Annotated in this window: 20 protein-coding genes; 18 read left to right on the top strand and 2 right to left on the bottom strand. The window is 67.0% G+C overall.

Translation table 11 applies throughout. The features are described from left to right. Positions 1–23 precede the first annotated feature (23 nt). The 18 genes from ACEVQ6_RS02140 (at position 24) to trmB (ending at position 19,020) form a co-directional block, all read left to right on the top strand. A complete protein-coding gene (locus ACEVQ6_RS02140) occupies positions 24–2,867 on the top strand; it encodes a [protein-PII] uridylyltransferase (RefSeq protein ID WP_374887236.1) in 2,844 nt (947 codons plus the stop codon). A 10-nt stretch (positions 2,868–2,877) separates the two neighbouring features. Beyond that, a complete protein-coding gene (murJ, locus tag ACEVQ6_RS02135) occupies positions 2,878–4,476 on the top strand; it encodes a murein biosynthesis integral membrane protein MurJ (protein ID WP_374887235.1) in 1,599 nt (532 codons plus the stop codon). Next, the gene (locus tag ACEVQ6_RS02130) at positions 4,473–4,877 is read left to right on the top strand and encodes a VOC family protein (protein WP_374887234.1); all 405 of its coding nucleotides are present in this window, start codon (positions 4,473–4,475) and stop codon (positions 4,875–4,877) included. The genes murJ and ACEVQ6_RS02130 overlap by 4 nt, the downstream gene beginning before the upstream one ends. A gap of 78 nt (positions 4,878–4,955) precedes the next feature. Beyond that, a complete protein-coding gene (gene trpS, locus ACEVQ6_RS02125) occupies positions 4,956–6,020 on the top strand; it encodes a tryptophan--tRNA ligase (RefSeq protein ID WP_374887233.1) in 1,065 nt (354 codons plus the stop codon). Positions 6,021–6,072: 52 nt separating this feature from the next. Further along, on the top strand, positions 6,073–6,564 hold the full coding sequence (locus tag ACEVQ6_RS02120; protein ID WP_374887232.1) for a universal stress protein: 492 nt from the start codon (positions 6,073–6,075) through the stop codon (positions 6,562–6,564). 109 nt (positions 6,565–6,673) lie between these two features. Continuing rightward, positions 6,674–7,240 carry a NifU family protein gene (locus ACEVQ6_RS02115; RefSeq protein WP_374887231.1) on the top strand — a complete coding sequence of 189 codons (567 nt, stop codon included), beginning with the start codon at positions 6,674–6,676 and terminating at the stop codon, positions 7,238–7,240. Between the two features lie 152 nt (positions 7,241–7,392). Continuing rightward, positions 7,393–8,058 (top strand): tRNA (adenosine(37)-N6)-threonylcarbamoyltransferase complex dimerization subunit type 1 TsaB, encoded by a 666-nt coding sequence (gene tsaB / locus ACEVQ6_RS02110; RefSeq protein WP_374887230.1) that lies wholly within the window; start codon positions 7,393–7,395, stop codon positions 8,056–8,058. Positions 8,059–8,062: 4 nt separating this feature from the next. Next, a complete protein-coding gene (locus ACEVQ6_RS02105; RefSeq protein WP_374887229.1) occupies positions 8,063–8,560 on the top strand; it encodes a GNAT family N-acetyltransferase in 498 nt (165 codons plus the stop codon). Positions 8,561–8,649: 89 nt separating this feature from the next. Next, positions 8,650–9,030, top strand: coding sequence for a Fur family transcriptional regulator (locus ACEVQ6_RS02100; protein ID WP_374887358.1), 381 nt, complete (start codon positions 8,650–8,652; stop codon positions 9,028–9,030). A 40-nt stretch (positions 9,031–9,070) separates the two neighbouring features. Continuing rightward, positions 9,071–9,862, top strand: a complete 792-nt coding sequence (locus ACEVQ6_RS02095) for a lysophospholipid acyltransferase family protein (RefSeq protein WP_374887228.1) — start codon at positions 9,071–9,073, stop codon at positions 9,860–9,862. A 50-nt stretch (positions 9,863–9,912) separates the two neighbouring features. After that, positions 9,913–11,328: a tRNA (N6-isopentenyl adenosine(37)-C2)-methylthiotransferase MiaB gene (gene miaB / locus ACEVQ6_RS02090; protein ID WP_374887227.1), complete on the top strand. Its 1,416-nt coding sequence runs from the start codon at positions 9,913–9,915 to the stop codon at positions 11,326–11,328. 4 nt (positions 11,329–11,332) lie between these two features. Continuing rightward, positions 11,333–12,388, top strand: coding sequence for a PhoH family protein (locus tag ACEVQ6_RS02085; protein WP_374887226.1), 1,056 nt, complete (start codon positions 11,333–11,335; stop codon positions 12,386–12,388). Positions 12,389–12,405: 17 nt separating this feature from the next. Further along, entirely contained in the window at positions 12,406–12,900 is a 495-nt protein-coding gene (ybeY, locus tag ACEVQ6_RS02080; protein ID WP_374887225.1) for an rRNA maturation RNase YbeY, read from the top strand. 130 nt (positions 12,901–13,030) lie between these two features. Continuing rightward, entirely contained in the window at positions 13,031–14,140 is a 1,110-nt protein-coding gene (locus ACEVQ6_RS02075) for a hemolysin family protein (protein ID WP_374887224.1), read from the top strand. Positions 14,141–14,618: 478 nt separating this feature from the next. Further along, positions 14,619–16,208, top strand: a complete 1,590-nt coding sequence (gene lnt / locus ACEVQ6_RS02070) for an apolipoprotein N-acyltransferase (protein ID WP_374887223.1) — start codon at positions 14,619–14,621, stop codon at positions 16,206–16,208. 154 nt (positions 16,209–16,362) lie between these two features. Next, positions 16,363–16,782 (top strand): helix-turn-helix domain-containing protein, encoded by a 420-nt coding sequence (locus ACEVQ6_RS02065; RefSeq protein WP_374887222.1) that lies wholly within the window; start codon positions 16,363–16,365, stop codon positions 16,780–16,782. 181 nt (positions 16,783–16,963) lie between these two features. Continuing rightward, the gene (gene metK, locus ACEVQ6_RS02060) at positions 16,964–18,205 is read left to right on the top strand and encodes a methionine adenosyltransferase (RefSeq protein ID WP_374887221.1); all 1,242 of its coding nucleotides are present in this window, start codon (positions 16,964–16,966) and stop codon (positions 18,203–18,205) included. A gap of 116 nt (positions 18,206–18,321) precedes the next feature. Continuing rightward, positions 18,322–19,020 carry a tRNA (guanine(46)-N(7))-methyltransferase TrmB gene (gene trmB, locus ACEVQ6_RS02055; RefSeq protein WP_374887220.1) on the top strand — a complete coding sequence of 233 codons (699 nt, stop codon included), beginning with the start codon at positions 18,322–18,324 and terminating at the stop codon, positions 19,018–19,020. A 14-nt stretch (positions 19,021–19,034) separates the two neighbouring features. On the opposite strand, the gene ACEVQ6_RS02050 is transcribed toward trmB, so the two are convergent. Both ACEVQ6_RS02050 and ACEVQ6_RS02045 read right to left on the bottom strand, forming a co-directional pair. Further along, positions 19,035–19,292 (bottom strand): BQ00720 family protein, encoded by a 258-nt coding sequence (locus ACEVQ6_RS02050; protein WP_374887219.1) that lies wholly within the window; start codon positions 19,290–19,292, stop codon positions 19,035–19,037. 46 nt (positions 19,293–19,338) lie between these two features. Continuing rightward, positions 19,339–19,770 (bottom strand): Hsp20 family protein, encoded by a 432-nt coding sequence (locus tag ACEVQ6_RS02045; RefSeq protein WP_374887218.1) that lies wholly within the window; start codon positions 19,768–19,770, stop codon positions 19,339–19,341. Positions 19,771–19,892 lie beyond the last annotated feature (122 nt).

Below are 19,892 nucleotides of genomic sequence, written 5' to 3'. Positions count from 1 at the left end.
CACAGGATCATGGTCGTCCCCCGATGACGAAAGCGCAGACGTCAGAACACGCCATCATCGACATCGCCGCCCTGCGCGCGCAATGCGATTTCATCGCGTCCGCCCATGCCGAGCAGCGCGACCCGATGCGCAAGGCGCTGCTCGAGGCGCTGCGCAAGGCCAATCTCGAGGGCCGCGCCCGTGCCCGCGCGCTCCTCTTCGAGGACGGCGGCGGGTTGCTCTGCGCCGAGCGGATCTCCTGGCTGCAGGACCAGCTCATCACGGTGCTGCATGATTTCGTCCTCCACCATGTCTTCGATGCCGCCCATGCGCCGGCCGCGGCCCGCATCGCCGTCACCGCCGTCGGCGGCTACGGTCGCGGCACGCTGGCGCCCGGCTCCGACATCGATCTCCTGTTCCTGCTGCCGCAGGCCAAGGCGCCCTGGGCCGAGCCGGCGATCGAGTTCATGCTCTACGTTCTCTGGGATCTCGGCTTCAAGGTCGGCCATGCCACCCGCACCATCGAGGAATGCATCCGCCTGTCGCGCGGCGACATGACGATCCGCACCTCGATCCTCGAATGCCGCTACATCTGCGGCGCGCGGCCGCTTGCCGACGAGCTTGTCGCGCGCTTCGACCACGACATCGTGCGCCATTCCGGCCCCGAATTCATCGCCGCGAAGCTCGCGGAACGCGACGAGCGCCACCGCAAGGCCGGCGACACGCGCTACCTCGTCGAGCCGAACGTCAAGGAGGGCAAGGGGGGCTTGCGCGATCTGCACACGCTGTTCTGGATCGCCAAGTATTTCTACCGGGTCAAGGATTCCGCCGACCTCGTCAAGCTCGCCGTCCTGTCGAAGCAGGAATACCGGCTCCTGATGAAGTCCGACGATTTCCTCTGGGCGGTGCGCTGCCACATGCATTTCCTGACCGGCAAGGCCGAGGAGCGGCTGCATTTCGACATCCAGCGCGAGATCGCCGAGGCGCTCGGCTACAACGACCATCCCGGCCTGACCGCGGTCGAGCGCTTCATGAAGCACTATTTCCTCGTCGCCAAGGATGTCGGCGACCTGACCCGCATCTTCTGCGCGGCATTGGAAGACCAGCAGGCGAAGGACCTGCCGGGCCTGACGGGCGTGATCAGCCGCTTCACCAACCGCGCCCGCAAGATCGCCGGCACGCTCGACTTCATCGACGACCGCGGCCGCATCGCGCTTGCAAGCCCCGATGTCTTCCGGCGCGATCCGGTCAACCTCATCCGCTTCTTCCACATCGCCGACATCAACAAGCTGGAATTCCATCCCCAGGCGCTGAAGCAGGTGACCCGTTCCCTCGGCCTCATCAATGCGGAACTGCGCGAGGACGAGGAGGCGAACCGCCTCTTCCTGTCGATCCTGACGTCGAGGCGCGATCCGGAGCTGATCCTCCGGCGGATGAACGAGTCCGGCGTGCTCGGCCGTTTTCTCCCGGATTTCGGCAAGATCGTCTCGCTGATGCAATTCAACATGTACCATCACTATACGATGGACGAGCATCTGCTGCGCACGGTGCGCGTGCTGTCGCGGGTCGACCAGGGGCTGGAGCAGGAGGCCCATCCGCTCGCCGTCAAGCTGATGCCGGGCGTCGAGGACCGCGAGGTGCTCTATGTCGCCGTGCTGCTGCACGACATCGCCAAGGGCCGGCCCGAGGACCACTCGACCGGCGGCGCCCGGGTCGCGCGAAAGCTCTGCCCGCGCTTCGGCCTGACGCCGAAGCAGACCGAGATGGTCGCCTGGCTGATCCAGGAGCACCTCACCATGTCGATGGTGGCGCAGACCCGCGACTTGAACGACCGCAAGACGATCGTCGACTTCGCCGAGCGCGTCCAGTCGCTCGACCGGCTGAAGATGCTGCTGATCCTCACCGTCTGCGACATCCGCGCCGTCGGTCCCGGCGTCTGGAACGGCTGGAAGGGCCAGTTGCTGCGCACGCTCTACTATGAAACCGAGCTGATGATCTCCGGCGGCTTTTCCGAAGTGCCGCGCAAGGAGCGCGCCAAGCACGCGACCGAACTGCTCTACGGCGCGCTGCGCGACTGGAGCCAGAAGGACCGCAAGACCTACACCAAGCTGCACTACCAGCCCTACCTGCTCTCCGTGCCGCTGGAGGACCAGATCCGCCACGCCCATTTCATCCGCGAGGCGGACAAGGCCGGCAAGGCGCTTTCGACCATGGTCAGGACCCACGAGTTCCACGCGATCACGGAGATCACCGTTCTGTCGCCGGACCATCCGCGGCTCTTGACCGTCATCGCCGGCGCCTGTGCCGCCGCGGGGGCCAACATCGTCGACGCGCAGATCTTCACCACCTGCGACGGCCGCGCGCTCGACACGATCCTCGTCACCCGCGAATTTTCCGTCGACGAGGACGAGACGCGCCGGGCGGCGAGCATCGGCAAGATGATCGAGGACGTGCTCTCCGGCAGCAAGCGGCTTCCCGACGTGATCGCCAGCAAGGCGCGCAACCGCAAGCGCTCGCGCGCCTTCGTCGTGCCGCCGGCGGTGACGATCAGCAACACGCTTTCCAACAAGTTCACCGTGATCGAGGTGGAATGCCTCGACCGCACCGGCCTCCTGTCCGAGATCACCGCCGTCCTTTCCGACCTCTCGCTCGACATCGCCTCCGCCCACATCACCACCTTCGGCGAGAAGGTGATCGACACCTTCTACGTCACCGATCTCCTCGGCCAGAAGGTCATCGGCGAGACGCGGCACGGCCATATCGCCGCGCGGCTGCGGCATGTGATGGCGGGCGAGGCGGATGCGGCGCGCGAGTCGATGCCCTCCGGCGTCATCGCCCCGGAGGCAGCGGCGCGGACGGCGCAGAAGCGGGCGAGGGCCGACGAGTGAAGGGCCGCCGATGAGCCTCGTCCGCAAATTCATGACGGTCGGCGGCGCGACGCTCGGCAGCCGCCTGCTCGGCTTCGGCCGCGAGACGCTGATGGCCGCCGCGCTCGGCACCGGTCCCTATGCCGACGCCTTCTATGCCGCCTTCCGCTTCCCGAACCTCTTTCGCCGGCTCTTCGCCGAGGGCGCCTTCAACGCCGCCTTCGTGCCGCTCTTCGCCCGCGAGATCGAGGCGAACGGGCATGACGGCGCGAAACGCTTCTCGGAAGAGGTCTTCGGCGTCCTCTTCTCGGTGCTCCTGATCCTCACCATCCTCATGGAACTGGCGATGCCGCTCCTGGTGATGACGATCATCGCGCCCGGTTTCGCCGGCGATCCGGAGAAATACGACGTCACCGTCGCGCTCTCCCGGGTGATGTTTCCCTATCTCGCCTGCATGTCGCTGACGGCGATGCTGTCGGGCATGCTGAACTCGCTGCAGCATTATTTTGCTGCTGCCGTCGCCCCGGTCTTCCTCAATCTCGTGCTGATCGGCGCGCTCGGCTACGGGCTCTGGACCGGCGCCGATCCGCTGCAGACCGCCTGGTATCTCTCCTTCGGCGTTCTCGCAGCCGGCCTGCTGCAGATGGCGGTGCTCTATGCGGGCGTGCGCCAGGCCGGCATGTCGATCGGCTTTCGCCGGCCGCGCATGACCCCGAACGTGAAGCGCCTGCTCTGGCTGGCGCTGCCGGCGGCGGCGACCGGCGGCATCACCCAGATCAACCAGATCATCGGCCAGATGATCGCCTCGACCAAGGACGGCGCGATCGCGGCCCTGCAATATGCCGACCGGATCTACCAGCTTCCGCTCGGCGTCGTCGGCATCGCCGTCGGCGTCGTGCTGTTGCCGGAACTGGCGCGCACCCTGCGCGCGGGCCATGTCAGGGAAGCGGAAAACCTGCAGAACCGCTCGATGGAATTCGTGCTGTTCCTGACGCTGCCGGCGGCGGGCGCGCTCTGGGTGATCTCCGACGAGATCGTCCGCGTGCTTTATGAGCGCGGCGCCTTCGGCGTCGAGACGACGGCCGTCGTCGGCGGGACGCTCGCTATCTACGGCATGGGCCTGCCGGCCTTCGTCGCGATCAAGGCGCTCAATCCGGGCTTCTTCGCCCGCGAGGACACGCGCACGCCGATGGTGATCACCGGACTTTCGGTCGCGGTCAACTGCGTGCTCGCCGTCACGCTCTTTCCCCTTTTCGCCGAGCGCGGCATTGCCACGGCGGAGGCGGCGTCCGGCTGGCTGACGGCGATCGCGCTGTTTGTCATGCTGGTGAAGCGCGGCCACTGGCAATGGGAGGCGGCGCTCGCCGGCAGGGTCGCGCGCATGCTCGCCGTCACCGTCGCCATGGCGTTCGCCCTGCAATACGCCTCCGGCCGGCTCTCCGGCTGGCTGACGCCCGAGGCCTCGCTCGTCACGCAGCTTGCCGCCCTGATGGCGCTGATCGGCGGTGCCATGGTTTTCTACTTCGGCCTCTGCTTCCTGACGGGGGCCGCCGATGCGCGGATGCTGAGGCGCAACCTGAAGCGCAAGGCCCGGCCGGCGGAACCCGCCGATCCGGCGGCGGGCGCATGAGGCAGAGGATCGCCCGCGTCGCGCTGCTCGTGCCCGACTACGATGCCGCGATCGCCTTCTATTGCGGCGCGCTCGGCTTCGATCTTCTCGAGGACACGGAGATGGGCGGAGGAAAGCGCTGGGTCGTCGTCCGGCCGAAGGGTGCCTGCGAGACGGCGCTGCTGCTGGCACGGGCGGTCGGGCCTGAACAGGAGGCGGCGATCGGCCGGCAGGCCGGCGGCCGCGTCGGCTTCTTCCTGTTCACCGACGATCTTGTGCGTGACCATGCGGCGATGCGCGCCCGCGGCGTCAGCTTCCTCGAAGAACCGCGCCACGAAGCCTATGGCAGCGTCGCCGTCTTTTCCGATCCCTTCGGCAATCATTGGGACCTGCTTCAACCGGCGGAGCCCGAAGGGCCTTGATTGCGCCAAGGGGGCCGTGCATAAGCGCCGCCAGCATCATCCGGGGAGCGGCCCGCCCCCACGCCTGACGAGGACATCATGGCAGAGTTCCAGCCGCTGGTCTTTTCCGGCGTCCAGCCGACCGGCAACCTTCATCTCGGCAACTATCTCGGCGCGATCCGCAAGTTCGTCGCGCTCCAGGACGAGCACGACTGCATCTACTGCGTCGTCGACCTGCACGCGCTGACGGCGCAGCTCGTCCACGAGGACATGAAGGGCCAGATCCGCTCGATCGCCGCCGCCTTCATCGCCTCCGGCATTGATCCGAAGAAGCACATCGTCTTCAACCAGTCGGCCGTGCCGCAGCATGCCGAGCTCGCCTGGATCTTCAACTGCGTCGCCCGCATCGGCTGGATGAACCGGATGACCCAGTTCAAGGACAAGGCCGGCAAGGACCGCGAGAACGCCTCGCTCGGTCTCTTCGCCTATCCGAGCCTGATGGCGGCCGACATCCTCGTCTACCGCGCCACCCATGTGCCGGTCGGCGACGACCAGAAGCAGCATCTGGAACTGACGCGCGACATCGCCCAGAAGTTCAACATCGACTTCTCCGAGCACATCCGCCGCACCGGCCTCGGCGTCGACATCGTCGTCGGCGAGGAGCCGGTGCATGCCTATTTCCCGCCGGTCGAGCCGCTGATCGGCGGGCCGGCGCCGCGTGTCATGAGCCTGCGCGACGGCACGAAGAAGATGTCGAAGTCGGATGCGTCCGACCTGTCGCGCATCAACCTGATGGACGATGCCGACGCGATCTCGAAGAAGTTCCGCAAGGCCAAGACCGATCCGGACGCGCTGCCGGGCGAGACGGAGGGTCTTGCCGGCCGTCCCGAGGCCGACAATCTCGTCGGCATCTATGCCGCACTCTCCGACCGGACCAAGGCGGACGTGCTCGCCGAATTCGGCGGCCAGCAGTTCTCCGTCTTCAAGCCGGCGCTGATTGATCTCGCCGTCGCCACGCTCTCGCCGATCACGGCCGAGATGCGCCGCCTGATGGACGACACCCGCCATATCGACGCCATCCTGCGCGACGGCGCCGAGCGCGCCGGGGCGCGGGCGGAAAAGACGATGAACGAGGTGCGCGACATCGTCGGCTTTCTGAGATGATGGCGAAAAAGAGGCCTTGCGGGCGGCGGGCGGCGGTGTAAATCTCGCCCGCATGGTATCGACCCGACTCTCGCGACTGGAAGGTCACCGCCGGAAATTCCTGGCGGTGATCGACGACACGCCGGAATGCGAACGCGCCGTCCACTATGCCGGCATGCGGGCGAAGAATTCCGGCGGCGGCCTCGTCCTGCTCTACGTCATCGCCAATGGCGACTTCCAGCAATGGCTGGGGGTCGAGGAAATCATGCGCGCCGAGGCGATGGACGAGGCGGAGGCGACGCTCGCCAAGATCGCCCAGACGGTGCGCGAGACGATCGGCATCGAGGCCGAAACCGTCGTGCGCGAGGGCGGCGCGCTGGAGGAGATCCACGCGCTGATCGAGGAGGATCGCGACATCGCCATCCTCGTGCTCGCCGCAGGCTCGGCCAAGGACGGGCCGGGGCCGCTCGTCTCCTCGCTCTCCGGCAAGGCCGCCGCCTTCCCGATCCCCGTCACCGTCATCCCCGACCAGCTGACGGACGAAGACATCGACGCGCTGAGCTGAGCCGCGTCGCCGCCACCTTGATGTCGGCCGCGCCTGGGTCTATATATAGTTTTGAATTATTCTAAATGACCGCGCCCCATCCCGCGCGCCGGTCGACACGGAGACCATCATGTTCATCCAGACCGAAGCGACGCCGAACCCCGCCACGCTGAAATTCCTGCCCGGCAAGGTGGTGATGGAAGAGGGCACGGCCGAATTCCGCAGCGTCGAGGAAGCGGAGGAGTCGCCGCTCGCCGAACGGCTCTTCGCCGTTCCGGGCGTCGCCGGCGTGTTCTTCGGCTACGACTTCATAACCGTGACGAAGGAGGCCCAGGAGTGGCATCACCTGAAGCCGGCGATCCTCGGTTCGATCATGGAGCATTTCATGTCCGGCGCGCCGATCATGGGCGGTGCCGGCGGCAGCCATGACGCGCTCGACGCGGAAGGCGAATTCTTCGAGGCCGGCGACGAATCGATCGTCGCGACCATCAAGGAACTGCTGGAAACCCGCGTGCGCCCGGCGGTCGCCCAGGACGGCGGCGACATCACCTTCAAGGGGTTTCGCAACGGCACGGTCTTCCTCAACATGAAGGGCGCCTGCTCGGGCTGCCCGTCCTCGACGGCGACGCTGAAGCACGGCGTGCAGAACCTCCTGCACCACTTCATTCCGGAAGTGCAGACGGTCGAAGCCGTCTGACATCCGTGCCGGGGCGGTTTACAGGCCGCCCCGGCCTCGGCTAGAGCAGGGAGCGCGGCCGGGACGATACACCGGCCAAGAGGATCCAACAGGAAAGTCTGGGGGCGGGGATCGGGTTTCGGACCGGATCGCGCCCCGCTTCGTTCACCGCCATGCGTCTTCTCGCCCTCGACACGTCCGGCCCCGGCTGCTTCGCTGCCGTCCACGACACCGAACGCAACCGCATCCTTGCGCAGCACGGCGCGGTGATCGGCCGCGGCCATGCCGAGATGCTGACGGGCTTCATAGAGGCGGCGCTGGCCGATGCCGGGCTGACGCTGTCGGCCATCGGCCGGATCGCCGTCACCGTCGGTCCGGGCTCCTTCACCGGCATCCGTGTCGGCGTCGCGGCGGCACGCGGCTTCGGCGTCGCGCTCGGCGTTCCCGTGGTCGGCGTCACGACGCTCGCCGTGCTGGCCGACATGGCGCGGCAGGCCCAGGGCGCGCGGCCGGTCCTTGCGGTCATGGATCCGGCCCGCGCCGAACTCTATTGCCAGGCCTTCGATCCGGCCGGCCGTCCCGTAAGCGATGCGGTCCTCCTGCCGGTCGAGGCGGCGCGCGCGGCCTATTCCGGCTTCGACGGCGTGATCACGGGTTCCGGAGCGGCGCTGATGGCGGGCGCTGCATCTGCCGACGGGCGCGAACCCGACATTTTCGACATCGCCGCCGTCGCAAGGCTCGGCGCGCTCGCCGATCCGGCGGAGGCGCGGCCGTCGCCGCTCTACCTGCGCGGGCCGGACGCCCGGCCGCAGGACGGTTTCGCCGTGGCGCGGGCCTGAGGCGATGGCGGTCACCGACTATTTCATCCGCAAGCCGGTCTTCGACGTCTTCGCCATGCGCCCCGTCGATGTCGGCCCGGTCTCGGCGCTGCACCATGCGCGCTTTCCCCGCGGCTGGAGCGAGGACGAACTGCACGGGCTCCTGTCGCAGGAGACGGTGTTCGGCTTCGTCGCCCGACAGACCAACGCCATCCTCCACGACATGACCGGCGGCTTCGTGCTGGCGCGCGCGGTTGCCGGCGAGGCGGAGATCCTGTCGATCGCCACCGATCCGCGCGTCGAGCGCACCGGACTTGGCTGGCGGCTGATGCTGGCGGCGATGCGCGAGGCGCGCGCGCGCAATGCCGAGGAGATCTTCCTCGAGGTCGACGAGACCAATGCAGGCGCGATCGCCTTCTACGGGCGCCTGCGTTTCGAGACGGCGGGGCGGCGGCGGGCCTATTATGCCGGGGCCGGCGGCGCCCGGACGGCGGCGCTTGTCATGCGGCACGATCTTCGCTAGTTGCGATGCGGAAGGCGCTTCGAAGGGAGACCGGTCTCGTGACGGCGGACGGCGACAAGACATTGGAGGAGCTCTGCCTGGAGCGCGGCATGCGGATGACGGAACAGCGCCGGGTGATCGCGCGCGTGCTCGAGGATTCCGCCGACCATCCGGATGTCGAGGAGCTCTATCGCCGTTCCGTCAAGATCGATCCGCGCATCTCGATTTCCACCGTCTATCGCACGGTGAAACTGTTCGAGGATGCCGGCATCATCGCGCGCCATGATTTCCGCGACGGCCGCTCGCGCTACGAGACCGTGCCGGAGGAGCATCACGACCACCTGATCGACCTCAAGACCGGCGTCGTCATCGAGTTCCGCTCCGCCGAGATCGAGGCGTTGCAGGAAAGGATCGCCCGCGAGCACGGTTTCCGCCTGGTCGACCACCGGCTGGAACTCTACGGCGTGCCGCTGAAGAAGGACGAGCGTTGAACGACGCGGGGTCGAGTGCCGGCGGTACGGGAGGGCGCGGGTGATCCTCGTGCTCCGGGCCTGCCTCACCGGCGCCGCGCTCCTCGTCTGGACCCTGCTGCTGCTGCCCTTCCAGCTCGTCTTCCTGCGCTTCAATCTGAAGGCGCGGCGCCTGTTGCCCCGCTGGTGGCACAGGCTCGCCTGCGTCTTCCTCGGCATCCGCGTCCATATGCACGGCGTCCCCGACCCGCGCCGGCCGCTGCTGATCGCCGCCAACCATGTCGCCTGGATCGACATCATCGTGCTCGGCGCGATCCTCGACGTCGTCTTCATCGCCAAGTCGGAGGTGCGCGACTGGCCGGTCTTCGGCATCCTCGCCCGGCTCCAGGCCTCGATCTTCATCGAACGCGAGCAGCGGCGCGCCACCGGCGCCCAGGTGAACGAGATCGGCCGCAGGCTTGCCGACGGCGAGGTCGTCGTGCTCTTTCCCGAGGGGACGACCTCCGACGGCAACCGCCTGCTCGAGGTCAAGACCTCGCTTTTCGGCGCGGCCGCGGCCGCCGTGCCGCTGTCGCCCGCAGGCGTCGTCCATGTCCAGCCTGTGGCGATCGCCTATACCCGCGTGCACGGCATGGCGATGGGGCGCTACCACCGGCCGCTCGCCGGCTGGCCGGGCGACGTGCCGCTCGTGCCCCATCTTATGGGGTTGCTCAGGACCGGCGCGATCGACGTCGACGTGTCCTTCGGCGAGGCCGTCGACTGCCGCGCCGAGACGAAGCGCAAGGACCTCAGCCAGACGGTCGCCGCGCGCATTCGTATGATGCTCCTGCGCATGCTGCGCGGCGGCTGGTGAGCGGGCGAAAACCGCTTCAAATCCGAGCGTCTTTGCTCTATGGAACCGCTATGACAAAGGACATGTCCACCCTTCTCGTCGAGCGTCAGGCCGCGTCGTTGAACCGCAAGGTCTTCATCAAGACCTATGGCTGCCAGATGAACGTCTACGATTCCCAGCGCATGGGCGACGCGCTGGCGAAGGACGGCTACCAGCCGACCGAGGTGATGGAGGAGGCCGACCTCGTCCTGCTGAACACCTGCCACATCCGCGAGAAGGCGGCGGAGAAGGTCTATTCGACGCTCGGACGCCTGCGCGACCTGAAGAAGCTTAACGCCGCGAACGGCCGGGAAATGACGATCGGCGTCGCCGGCTGCGTCGCCCAGGCCGAAGGCGCGGAGATCCTGCGGCGCGCGCCCTCCGTCGATCTCGTGGTCGGCCCGCAGACCTACCACCGGTTGCCGGATCTCCTGAAGCGCGCGCGGGGCGGCGAGCGCGTGGTCGAGACCGAGTATCCGCCGGAGGACAAGTTCGAGCACCTGCCGGCGGCAGCGCCCGCCGTCACGCGCCAGCGCGGCGTCAGCGCCTTCCTGACGGTGCAGGAAGGCTGCGACAAGTTCTGCACCTTCTGCGTCGTTCCCTACACGCGCGGCGCGGAAGTGTCGCGGCCGCTCGACCAGGTCGTGGCGGAGGCGGAGCGGCTCGCCGCCGCCGGCGTGCGCGAGATCACCCTGCTCGGCCAGAACGTCAATGCCTGGCACGGCACGGATGCAAGCGGACGCGCGCTCGGCCTCGGCGACCTGCTGCGCCGGCTGTCGCGGATCGAGGGCGTGGCGCGGCTGCGCTACACCACCAGCCATCCGCGCGACATGGACGACAGCCTGATCGAGGCCCATCGCGATCTTAAAACGCTGATGCCCTACCTGCACCTGCCGGTCCAGAGCGGCTCCGACCGGATCCTGAAGGCGATGAACCGGCGCCACACGGCCGAAGACTATGTCGCGCTGATCCAGCGCATCCGCGCCGCCCGCCCGGACATCGCGCTCTCCGGCGATTTCATCGTCGGCTTCCCCGGCGAGACGGAGGCCGATTTCGCGGCGACGCTCAGGCTGATCGAGGCGGTCGGCTACGCGCAAGCCTATTCCTTCAAATATTCCATACGGCCCGGGACGCCCGGCGCCGATCTGCCCGGCCACCTCGCCGAAGAGGTGAAGGCGGAGCGGCTCGAGCGGCTCCAGGCGCTGCTGATGGCGCAGCAGCAGGCCTTCGCCAGGGATTGCATCGGTCGCGAGATCGACCTGCTTCTCGAAAAGCCGGGGCGGATGGACGGCCAGATGATCGGCCGCTCGCCGTGGCTGCAATCCGTGTTTGTTGATGCAAAAGCATCGCAAATCGGAGACATTGTCAGGGTACGAATCACGGGTGCCGGTCCGAACAGCCTGTCCGCCGATGTGGTCAGCGCCGGAGCCCAGCAAAAGGAAAGCTGACCGCTTGAACGGACACGAATTGGTATCGACTTCATCGCGCCCTTCGAAATCCCCGGCCGCAGAGACCAGCCATTTCGTCCTGACGTTCGAGAACAATCGCTTCGCCAGCGAGCTGTTCGGCCAGTTCGACCAGAACCTGAAGCTGATCGAGCAGCGGCTCAACATCGATGCCCGGCCGCGCGGAAATTCGGTCGCGATCAGCGGCGACGTGCTGGCGACCAACCAGGCACGCAAGGCGCTCGACTATCTCTATGGCCGGTTGCAGGCCGGCGCGGCGATCGACGTTTCCGATGTCGAAGGCGCGATCCGCATGGCGGTCGCCGCCGACGACCAGTTGCAGCTTCCGACGATGGAGCGCAAGGCAAAATTGAACCTCGCCCAGATCTCCACCCGCAAGAAGACGATCGCCGCGCGCACGCCGACGCAGGATGCCTATATCCGCGCGCTGGAGCGGTCCGAACTCGTCTTCGGCGTCGGGCCCGCCGGCACCGGCAAGACCTATCTCGCCGTCGCCCATGCCGCCCAGCTCCTCGAGCGCGGCACGGTCGACCGCATCGTGCTGTCGCGCCCCGCCGTCGAGGCCGGCGAGCGGCTCGGCTTCCTGCCCGGCGACATGAAGGAGAAGGTCGATCCCTATCTCCGGCCGCTCTACGACGCGCTCTACGACATGATGCCGGGCGACAAGGTCGAGCGCGCGATCACCGCCGGCGTCATCGAGATCGCGCCGCTTGCCTTCATGCGCGGCCGCACGCTTTCGAACGCCGCCGTCATCCTCGACGAGGCGCAGAACACCACCTCGATGCAGATGAAGATGTTCCTGACCCGTCTCGGCGAGAACGGCCGCATGATCATCACCGGCGATCCGACCCAGGTCGACCTGCCGCGCGGCGTCACGTCCGGCCTTGTGGAGGCGCTGCGCATCCTGAAGGAGGTCGAGGGCGTCTCGGTGGTGCGCTTCAAGGATCAGGACGTGGTGCGCCATCCGATGGTCGCGCGCATCGTACGCGCCTACGAGGCCGACGGCGCCGTGCCGGTCGACGGCGAAAGCGGTTCCCGCTGACCGGGCGCCCGCTGACCATGGCCGCGCTCGACATCCAGATCAGCGTCGAATCCGAAGGCTGGCCGCCCGAGGCGGCGCTGGAGGCGCTGGCCGCCCGCGTGCTCGGCGCGGCCGCGCGGCACATCGCGGCGCATGAGGGACAACCGTTTCCGCCGCAGCCGCCGGAGGTCTCGCTCGTCTTCACCGACGATGCCTCGATCCGCGCCATCAACGCAGAATGGCGCCAGCAGGACAAGCCGACCAATGTTCTGTCCTTCCCGGCCTTTCCTGTCACGCCGGGGGGCATGCCCGGCCCGATGCTCGGCGACATCATCCTCGCGCGCGAAACCCTGCTGCGCGAGGCCGACGAGCTCGGCAAGCCGTTCGAGGCGCATCTGACCCATCTTCTGGTGCATGGTTTCCTCCATCTTTTCGGCTATGATCACATGGACGAGGCCGAGGCGGAGAAAATGGAAGGGCTGGAGACTGGAATTCTGGCCGGTCTTGGTCTATCTGATCCTTACGCGGACTAGCACGCGCCACCCACCAAGGCGTGTGCCGGGCCGTCGAGATCGGCCGGAGGCGCGTCCGGCCGGCTCCCCGGATGAGCCGGAGAAGGGGTGTTTCGAGCCTGCTTCCGGTTCGATTGAATTGTTTGGAACGATGAACGAGATGAGATCGCAGCCGGTGTCGGCTGATCGCGGCGGGTCCGAGGACCAGCCCGCGGACGAGGGCGGCAGTAGTATCACCGCGCACAGGCCGGAGACGCCTGTCGCGCGGAACGGACTGTCCTTCTGGGGCCGCGCGGCGCGCATCTGGCGCAGCGCCAATCCCGCGACGCTGCGGGAAGACCTTGCCGATGCCCTGATGACGGATGCCGCGAGCAATACCGTCTTCTCCCCCGGCGAGCGCACCATGCTCAACAATATCCTGCGCCTGCGCGACGTGCGCGTCGAGGACGTCATGGTGCCGCGTGCCGACATCGAGGCGGTCGACCAGGAGATCAGCCTCGGGGAACTGATGCGTGTCTTCGAACAGTCGGGGCGTTCGCGCATGCCGGTCTATTCGGACAGTCTCGACGATCCGCGCGGCATGGTCCATATCCGCGACCTGCTGAGCTACGTCACCAAGCAGGCGATCGGCGGCCCCGCGGGAACCGCCGAAATCGGCCTCGACCTCGCCCGGGTCGACCTGTCGCTGACGGTCGAGGAGGCCGGCATCATCCGCCAGGTCCTCTACGTCCCGCCGTCGATGCCTGCTTCCGACCTGATGCAGCGCATGCAGGCCGCCCGCATCCAGATGGCGCTCGTCATCGACGAATATGGCGGCACCGATGGCCTTGCCTCGCTCGAGGACATCGTCGAGATGGTCGTCGGCGACATCGAGGACGAGCATGACGACGACGAGGTCCGCATCGTCCGCAGCGCCGAGGACGTCTTCATCGCCGACGCCCGGGCGGAGCTCGAAGATGTCGTCGCCGTGGTCGGCCCGGATTTTGACGTCAGCCAGCAGATCGAGGACGTCGATACGCTCGGCGGACTGATCTTCGCCACGCTGGGCCGCATTCCGGCACGGGGCGAGATGGTGCAGGCCGTGCCGGGCTTCGAGTTCCAGGTGCTCGATGCCGATACGCGCCGCCTGAAGCGCGTGCGCATCATCCGCAAGCGCCTGCTCGGCCGCCGCCGGACGTCCCGCCCGGGTGCCGACGCGCCGGACGTCGCCGAAAGCGCCGTGCCGCCCATCGCCGACGAACCGTCTCAGTCCGCGCATTAGGACATTTCCCGTCAGGTCCGGATCGGGCTTGACCGCCGGACAATACGTTAGAACAGAGAGATAGAGCAGGTCCGGTGAACCAGCCTCCGTCGGTCATGCTCCGGAGTGTGCCGGGATAAGCGGAGTCCGGTTCTCCCGAGAAGACGGATGACGCCAACAAAGCGGAGAGCCTGTCGGGTCGGCAACGAACCTGAAAGGCCCTGAATCGGTGGCGGTAATCGCCGGAGGCGAAAAGAGGCGTCACGCCGCGCGACAAGAGCCCGCTTTTTTGGAAGACTGCGCGCGGCCGATTCGGTGATCGGACCGGCGCGTGTCTCCCTGTCGGGCGACCGCCCGGCGATGACGCCGGACGGGTGATCGGTCTCGACACGTCCGGTGAGGGGCGCCGGTGCGGGGCAGGGCGGTCGGGACGAAGGGCGGAGCGTCTCCGGTGGTTCCGTTTTTGACGGGAGCGGACCGGGCGGCACAAGGGGCTTTGATGGAATCGCTTTCGGGCAGGCTGATGTTGATGTCGGGCGGCGGGCGCTGCCTGGTGGGTTTCCTGGCGGGCCTCCTTGCCGTGCTCGCCCTGCCGCCGGTCGATCTCTTTCTCGCGCCTTTCGTTTCCTTCACGCTCCTGGTGTTTCTGATCGACGGGGCGTCGGGCGATCCCGACGGCGGTGCGCTGCGACGCCTTCTGCCGTCGCTTCTGCTCGGCTGGGCCTTCGGCTTCGGCTATTTCCTCGGCGGTCTCTGGTGGCTCGGCAACGCGCTTCTGGTGGAGGCGGAGGATTTCGCCTGGGCCCTGCCGCTCGCGGTCCTCGGCCTGCCGGCCTTGCTGGCGCTCTATTTCGCCTTTGCCGTCACGCTGGCGCGCCTGCTCTGGTCGGACGGTGCCGGGCGGATCGCGGCGCTCGCCTTCTCCTTCGGCCTTTTCGAATGGCTGCGCGGCATCCTGCTCACCGGCTTTCCATGGAATGCCGTCGGCCATCTCGCCATGCCCGGCCCGTTGCTGATGCAGTCCGTCGGCCTCGTCGGCTCGCTCGCGATGAACACGCTCGCGGTCTTCGTCTTCGCCGCGCCGGCCCTTCTCGTCGGCGGCCGCAAGAGCCGGAGCCTGCTGGCCCTCGCGGCGCTGCTTCTGGTCGCCCATGTCGGCTACGGGATCTACACATTGCAAAGTGCGGCTCCCGCCGCCGCCGATCCGGCTGTCACCGTGCGCCTCGTCCAGCCCGTCATCGACCAGTCGAAGAAACTCGACGACGGCGAGCGTGCCTCGGTGTTCGAGGCGCATCTTTCGCTGTCCGCCGCCGCCCCGCCCGAGGGGCAGCCGAAGCCGTCGATCATCATCTGGCCCGAGACGGCGATCCCCTTCATCCTGACCGAGAATCCAAGCGGCCTGCAGCGGATCGCCGATGTCCTCGACGAGGGGCAGATCCTGATCGCGGGCGCGGTGCGCGCCGAGGACGCAGGGGCAGGGCAGGTGCCGCGCTACTACAATTCGATCTACGTCATCGACGACCAGGGCCAGATCATCGGCGCCGCCGACAAGGTGCATCTCGTGCCCTTCGGCGAATACCTGCCGCTCGCGTCGTGGTTGAAAGCGCTCGGGCTCGATGCCGTCGCCATGCCGGGCGGCTTTTCGCCGGCCGCGACGCGCACGCCGCTGACGCTCCCGGGCGGGCGCACGCTCTATCCGCTGATCTGCTACGAGGCGATCTTCCCGAACGAGATCGGCGACGACGCCGCGACGGCGACGGCGCTCCTGAACGTGACCAACGACGCCTGGTTCGGGCGCACGCCCGGGCCGTACCAGCATTTCCAGCAGGCGCGCCTGCTTGCCGTCGAAACGGGGCTTCCGCTGCTGCGCGCGGCCAACAGCGGCATCTCCGCCGTCCTTGGCGGACGCGGCGAGGTGGTCGACGGGCTGGCCCTCGACGTCAAGGGCTATGTCGACGTGGCGATCCCCGGCCGGCAGGCGCTGCATTTTTCCGGTGTACCGCGCAATCGCATCGCGCTGGCGATCGGCGTGATCCTGCTCTTGGTTGCGATCTTTTCCCGCATTGGTTTTATTTATAAGGAGAATTGACCAAAAACCCCTAAAATTGCATAGTGGCGACCGCAACCGATCATCACCTATGTTGGCAGGGATTTTCGCCCGACCGCATGTTCAGATTGTGGCGCCCGCGGGCGCGGCATCCGGGTGACGGCAGAACGTGAACCATGCGTGATAGGACGACGCCATGAACGAGAACAAGAAGAAACCCAATCCGATCGACATTCATGTCGGCAGTCGGATCCGGTTGCGCCGCACGATGCTGGGCATGAGCCAGGAAAAGCTCGGCGAGAGCCTCGGCATCACCTTCCAGCAGATCCAGAAATACGAGAAGGGCACGAACCGGGTCGGCGCGAGCCGGCTGCAGAACATTTCCGCCATCCTGAACGTTCCCGTCTCCTTCTTCTTCGAGGATGCGCCGGGCGAGGCCGGAACGGTGGCGACCGGCATGGCCGAGGCCTCGAGCTCGAACTATGTCGTCGACTTCCTGTCCTCCTCGGAAGGGCTGCAGCTCAACCGCGCCTTCGTCAAGATCACCGACCCGAAGGTCCGTCGCAAGATCGTCGAACTGGTCAAGGCGATCGGCGCCGAGGGCGACGCGGAATAGGCTTCGCGCAAGCATCGCTTGGAAAAAGGCGGCCGGTGGCCGCCTTTTTTGTGCCGGAGGTGGCCGGAATGCGCTGTTGTCCGATCACGACATAAAGATATATTTATGTCGTTCTTCGCTTGTGTTCCAGCGCCGGAATCACTACCACTTCGTGGCCATTCTTCTTTGAGGGAACTCCCGCATGCACGCCAATTACCTGTTTACGAGTGAATCGGTGGCCGAAGGTCATCCTGACAAGGTCTGCGACCGGATTTCCGACGAGATCGTCGATCTGGTCTATCGCGAGGCGGCAAAGACGGGTGTCGATCCGTGGAGCGTCCGGATCGCCTGCGAGACGCTGGCGACGACGAACCGCGTCGTGATCGCCGGCGAGGTGCGCCTGCCGCCGAGCCTGCTCAAGAAGGACAAGAACGGCAACGACGTCATCAATCCGGCCAAGTTCAAGTCGGCGGCCCGCAAGGCGATCCGCGACATCGGCTACGAACAGGCCGGCTTCCACTGGAAGACCGCCCGCATCGACGTGCTTCTGCACTCGCAGTCGGCCGACATCGCGCAGGGCGTCGACAGCGCCGCCGACAAGCAGGGCGACGAGGGCGCCGGCGACCAGGGCATCATGTTCGGCTATGCCTGCCGCGAGACGTCGGAGCTGATGCCGGCGCCGATCTACTATTCGCACCTGATCCTGCAGCTGCTCGCCGCCGCCCGCAAGAAGGGCGAGGGCGACGCCGCCCTGCTCGGGCCCGATGCGAAGAGCCAGGTCACCGTGCGCTATGTCGACGGCAAGCCGAAGGAGGTCACCTCGATCGTCCTGTCGACGCAGCATCTCGACGACAGCTGGGATTCGGCCCGCGTGCGCAGCGTCGTCGAGCCCTATATCCGTACGGCGCTCGCCGATCTCGACATTGCCGAGGATTGCAACTGGTACATCAACCCGACCGGCAAGTTCGTCATCGGCGGACCGGACGGGGATGCGGGCCTGACCGGCCGCAAGATCATCGTCGACACCTATGGCGGTGCCGCCCCCCATGGCGGCGGCGCCTTCTCCGGCAAGGACACGACCAAGGTCGACCGTTCGGCCGCCTATGCCGCGCGCTACCTTGCCAAGAACGTCGTCGCCGCCGGCCTCGCCGAGCGCTGCACGATCCAGCTCTCCTATGCGATCGGCGTCGCCCAGCCGCTGTCGATCTATGTCGACCTGCACGGCACCGGCAAAGTCTCCGAGGACGAGGTCGAGGCGGCGATCCGCAAGGTGATCGACCTCTCGCCGTCGGGTATCCGCCGGCATCTCGATCTCAACAAGCCGATCTATGCCAAGACCTCGGCCTATGGCCATTTCGGCCGCAAGGCCGGCCGCGACGGTTCCTTCTCCTGGGAGAAGCTCGACCTGGTCAAGCCGCTGAAGGACGCGCTGAAGGCGGCCTGACGGCCGCCCGCGATCGAAGGTCCCCAGGGGCGCGAGCCGGCCCGGGGACTTTACAGCGCCGCGCCCGGCGCCTATTCGACGGCGATGGCCGAAAGCCCGGGAGCGACAGGACAGACATGACCGAGACGAGAGCACGCCGAGCGACCGAGGCCTTCTTCGGCCGGCGTAAGGGAAAGCCGCTGCGCGAGCAGCAGGCCGCGAACCTGCAGACATTGCTGCCGGCGCTGAAGCTCGATCTTGCCGCGCCGGCACCCGCCTCGCTCGATGCCCTGTTCGACCGCCCGATGGCGCGCTTTCGCCTGGAAATCGGCTTCGGCGGCGGCGAGCATCTGATGCATCGCGCCATCTTGGAGCCCTCGACCGGCTTCATCGGCGTCGAACCCTTCGTCAATTCGATGGCGAAGCTCGTGGCGCGGGTGGAGGCGGAGGCGCCGGGCAACATCCGCGTTCATGACGACGACGCGACCGAGGTGCTGGACTGGCTTCCGCCGGCAAGCCTCGACCAGATCGACCTTCTCTACCCCGACCCCTGGCCGAAGCGGAAGCACTGGAAGCGCCGTTTCGTCTCCGCCGTCAATCTCGATCGCTTCGCGCGCGTGCTGAAGCCGGGCGGGCTGTTCTGCTTCGCCTCCGACATCGACACCTATGTCAACTGGACGCTGCTGCATGGCCGCGACCACGCCGCCTTCGACTGGCGCGCGGCAAGTGCGGCGGACTGGCGCACGCCCTTTTCCGGCTGGCCTGGAACGCGCTACGAGGCCAAGGCGCGCCGGGAAGGCCGCGCTTCGGCCTATCTGACCTTCACGCGGATCTGACTGTCGGGGAAATTTCAGTGCAGGCTGACGGTGCGAAGGTCGTCTTCCGCCGCCTTGAAGAAGGTGCTCGACCGGTTGTCGGTCAGGAGGATCGGAGTGCCGTCGGCGCCGAACAGCGCCCAGAGATCGATGCCCGGATCAAGGTCGGGCGCCTCGGGAAAGCAGCGGCTGACGTCGTCACCGCTGATCTTGCGAATGTATCCGACTTCACCAGCGCCGAGATGCGCCAGGTCCCGCTTTGAACAAGGTGCGGTGACATCCTTCAATCCCATGAGTCTCGCTCCGTGGCAGCCGGCGGGATCTGCCCCGCCGATGGGCCTACTCTGGGACGGAAATGTTAATTTTCTTCACCATGCGCGACGGCTCGGGACGGACGAGATCGACAGAGAGAAGGCCGTTGCGAAGCTCGGCGCCGAGCACTTCCATGCCGTCGGCCAGCACGAACATGCGCTGGAACTGGCGCGCGGCGATGCCGCGATGCAGATAGTCCCGCTCGCCGGCATCGCTCTGGCGCCCGCGGATGACGAGCTGGTTCTCCTCGGTCGTCACCTCTAGCTCGTCCTCGGAGAAACCGGCGACGGCGAGCGTGATCCTGAGTTTTTCCGGCAGTCCCCGCGACAGGTCCGCCCGGATGCGCTCGATATTGTAGGGAGGGTAGCCGTCGCTGCCCTTGGCAATGCGCTCGAGGGTCTTTTCCATGGCGTCGAAGCCCACGAGAAGGGGGCTGCTGAAGGGCGTCATCCGGCTCATCGTCACGTCCTTGCCAAACCAAGCGACCGTTTCCGGACCCGCGCTGCAGCATCCGGCGGCGCCAATATGGTGACGCGCGGCAGCGATCGCAAGCCGCTTGCGCAATCGGGCGGTTGAAATCA

Source organism: Ensifer soli, from assembly GCF_041928815.1.
Taxonomy (GTDB): domain Bacteria; phylum Pseudomonadota; class Alphaproteobacteria; order Rhizobiales; family Rhizobiaceae; genus JBHFEI01.
Note: the sequence above shows the minus strand (reverse complement) of the source record. Positions and strands in the feature narration are given on the sequence as shown.

Excerpts from the sequence above, each read along its gene's own strand:
- ACEVQ6_RS02140 (WP_374887236.1), top strand. The coding sequence starts at position 24 with ATGACGAAAGCGCAGACGTCAGAACACGCCATCATCGACATCGCCGCC.
- murJ (WP_374887235.1), top strand. The coding sequence starts at position 2,878 with ATGAGCCTCGTCCGCAAATTCATGACGGTCGGCGGCGCGACGCTCGGC.
- ACEVQ6_RS02130 (WP_374887234.1), top strand. The coding sequence starts at position 4,473 with ATGAGGCAGAGGATCGCCCGCGTCGCGCTGCTCGTGCCCGACTACGAT.
- trpS (WP_374887233.1), top strand. The coding sequence starts at position 4,956 with ATGGCAGAGTTCCAGCCGCTGGTCTTTTCCGGCGTCCAGCCGACCGGC.
- ACEVQ6_RS02120 (WP_374887232.1), top strand. The coding sequence starts at position 6,073 with ATGGTATCGACCCGACTCTCGCGACTGGAAGGTCACCGCCGGAAATTC.
- ACEVQ6_RS02115 (WP_374887231.1), top strand. The coding sequence starts at position 6,674 with ATGTTCATCCAGACCGAAGCGACGCCGAACCCCGCCACGCTGAAATTC.
- tsaB (WP_374887230.1), top strand. The coding sequence starts at position 7,393 with ATGCGTCTTCTCGCCCTCGACACGTCCGGCCCCGGCTGCTTCGCTGCC.
- ACEVQ6_RS02105 (WP_374887229.1), top strand. The coding sequence starts at position 8,063 with ATGGCGGTCACCGACTATTTCATCCGCAAGCCGGTCTTCGACGTCTTC.
- ACEVQ6_RS02100 (WP_374887358.1), top strand. The coding sequence starts at position 8,650 with ATGCGGATGACGGAACAGCGCCGGGTGATCGCGCGCGTGCTCGAGGAT.
- miaB (WP_374887227.1), top strand. The coding sequence starts at position 9,913 with ATGACAAAGGACATGTCCACCCTTCTCGTCGAGCGTCAGGCCGCGTCG.
- ybeY (WP_374887225.1), top strand. The coding sequence starts at position 12,406 with ATGGCCGCGCTCGACATCCAGATCAGCGTCGAATCCGAAGGCTGGCCG.
- ACEVQ6_RS02075 (WP_374887224.1), top strand. The coding sequence starts at position 13,031 with ATGAACGAGATGAGATCGCAGCCGGTGTCGGCTGATCGCGGCGGGTCC.
- lnt (WP_374887223.1), top strand. The coding sequence starts at position 14,619 with ATGGAATCGCTTTCGGGCAGGCTGATGTTGATGTCGGGCGGCGGGCGC.
- ACEVQ6_RS02065 (WP_374887222.1), top strand. The coding sequence starts at position 16,363 with ATGAACGAGAACAAGAAGAAACCCAATCCGATCGACATTCATGTCGGC.
- metK (WP_374887221.1), top strand. The coding sequence starts at position 16,964 with ATGCACGCCAATTACCTGTTTACGAGTGAATCGGTGGCCGAAGGTCAT.
- trmB (WP_374887220.1), top strand. The coding sequence starts at position 18,322 with ATGACCGAGACGAGAGCACGCCGAGCGACCGAGGCCTTCTTCGGCCGG.
- ACEVQ6_RS02050 (WP_374887219.1), bottom strand. The coding sequence starts at position 19,292 with ATGGGATTGAAGGATGTCACCGCACCTTGTTCAAAGCGGGACCTGGCG.
- ACEVQ6_RS02045 (WP_374887218.1), bottom strand. The coding sequence starts at position 19,770 with ATGAGCCGGATGACGCCCTTCAGCAGCCCCCTTCTCGTGGGCTTCGAC.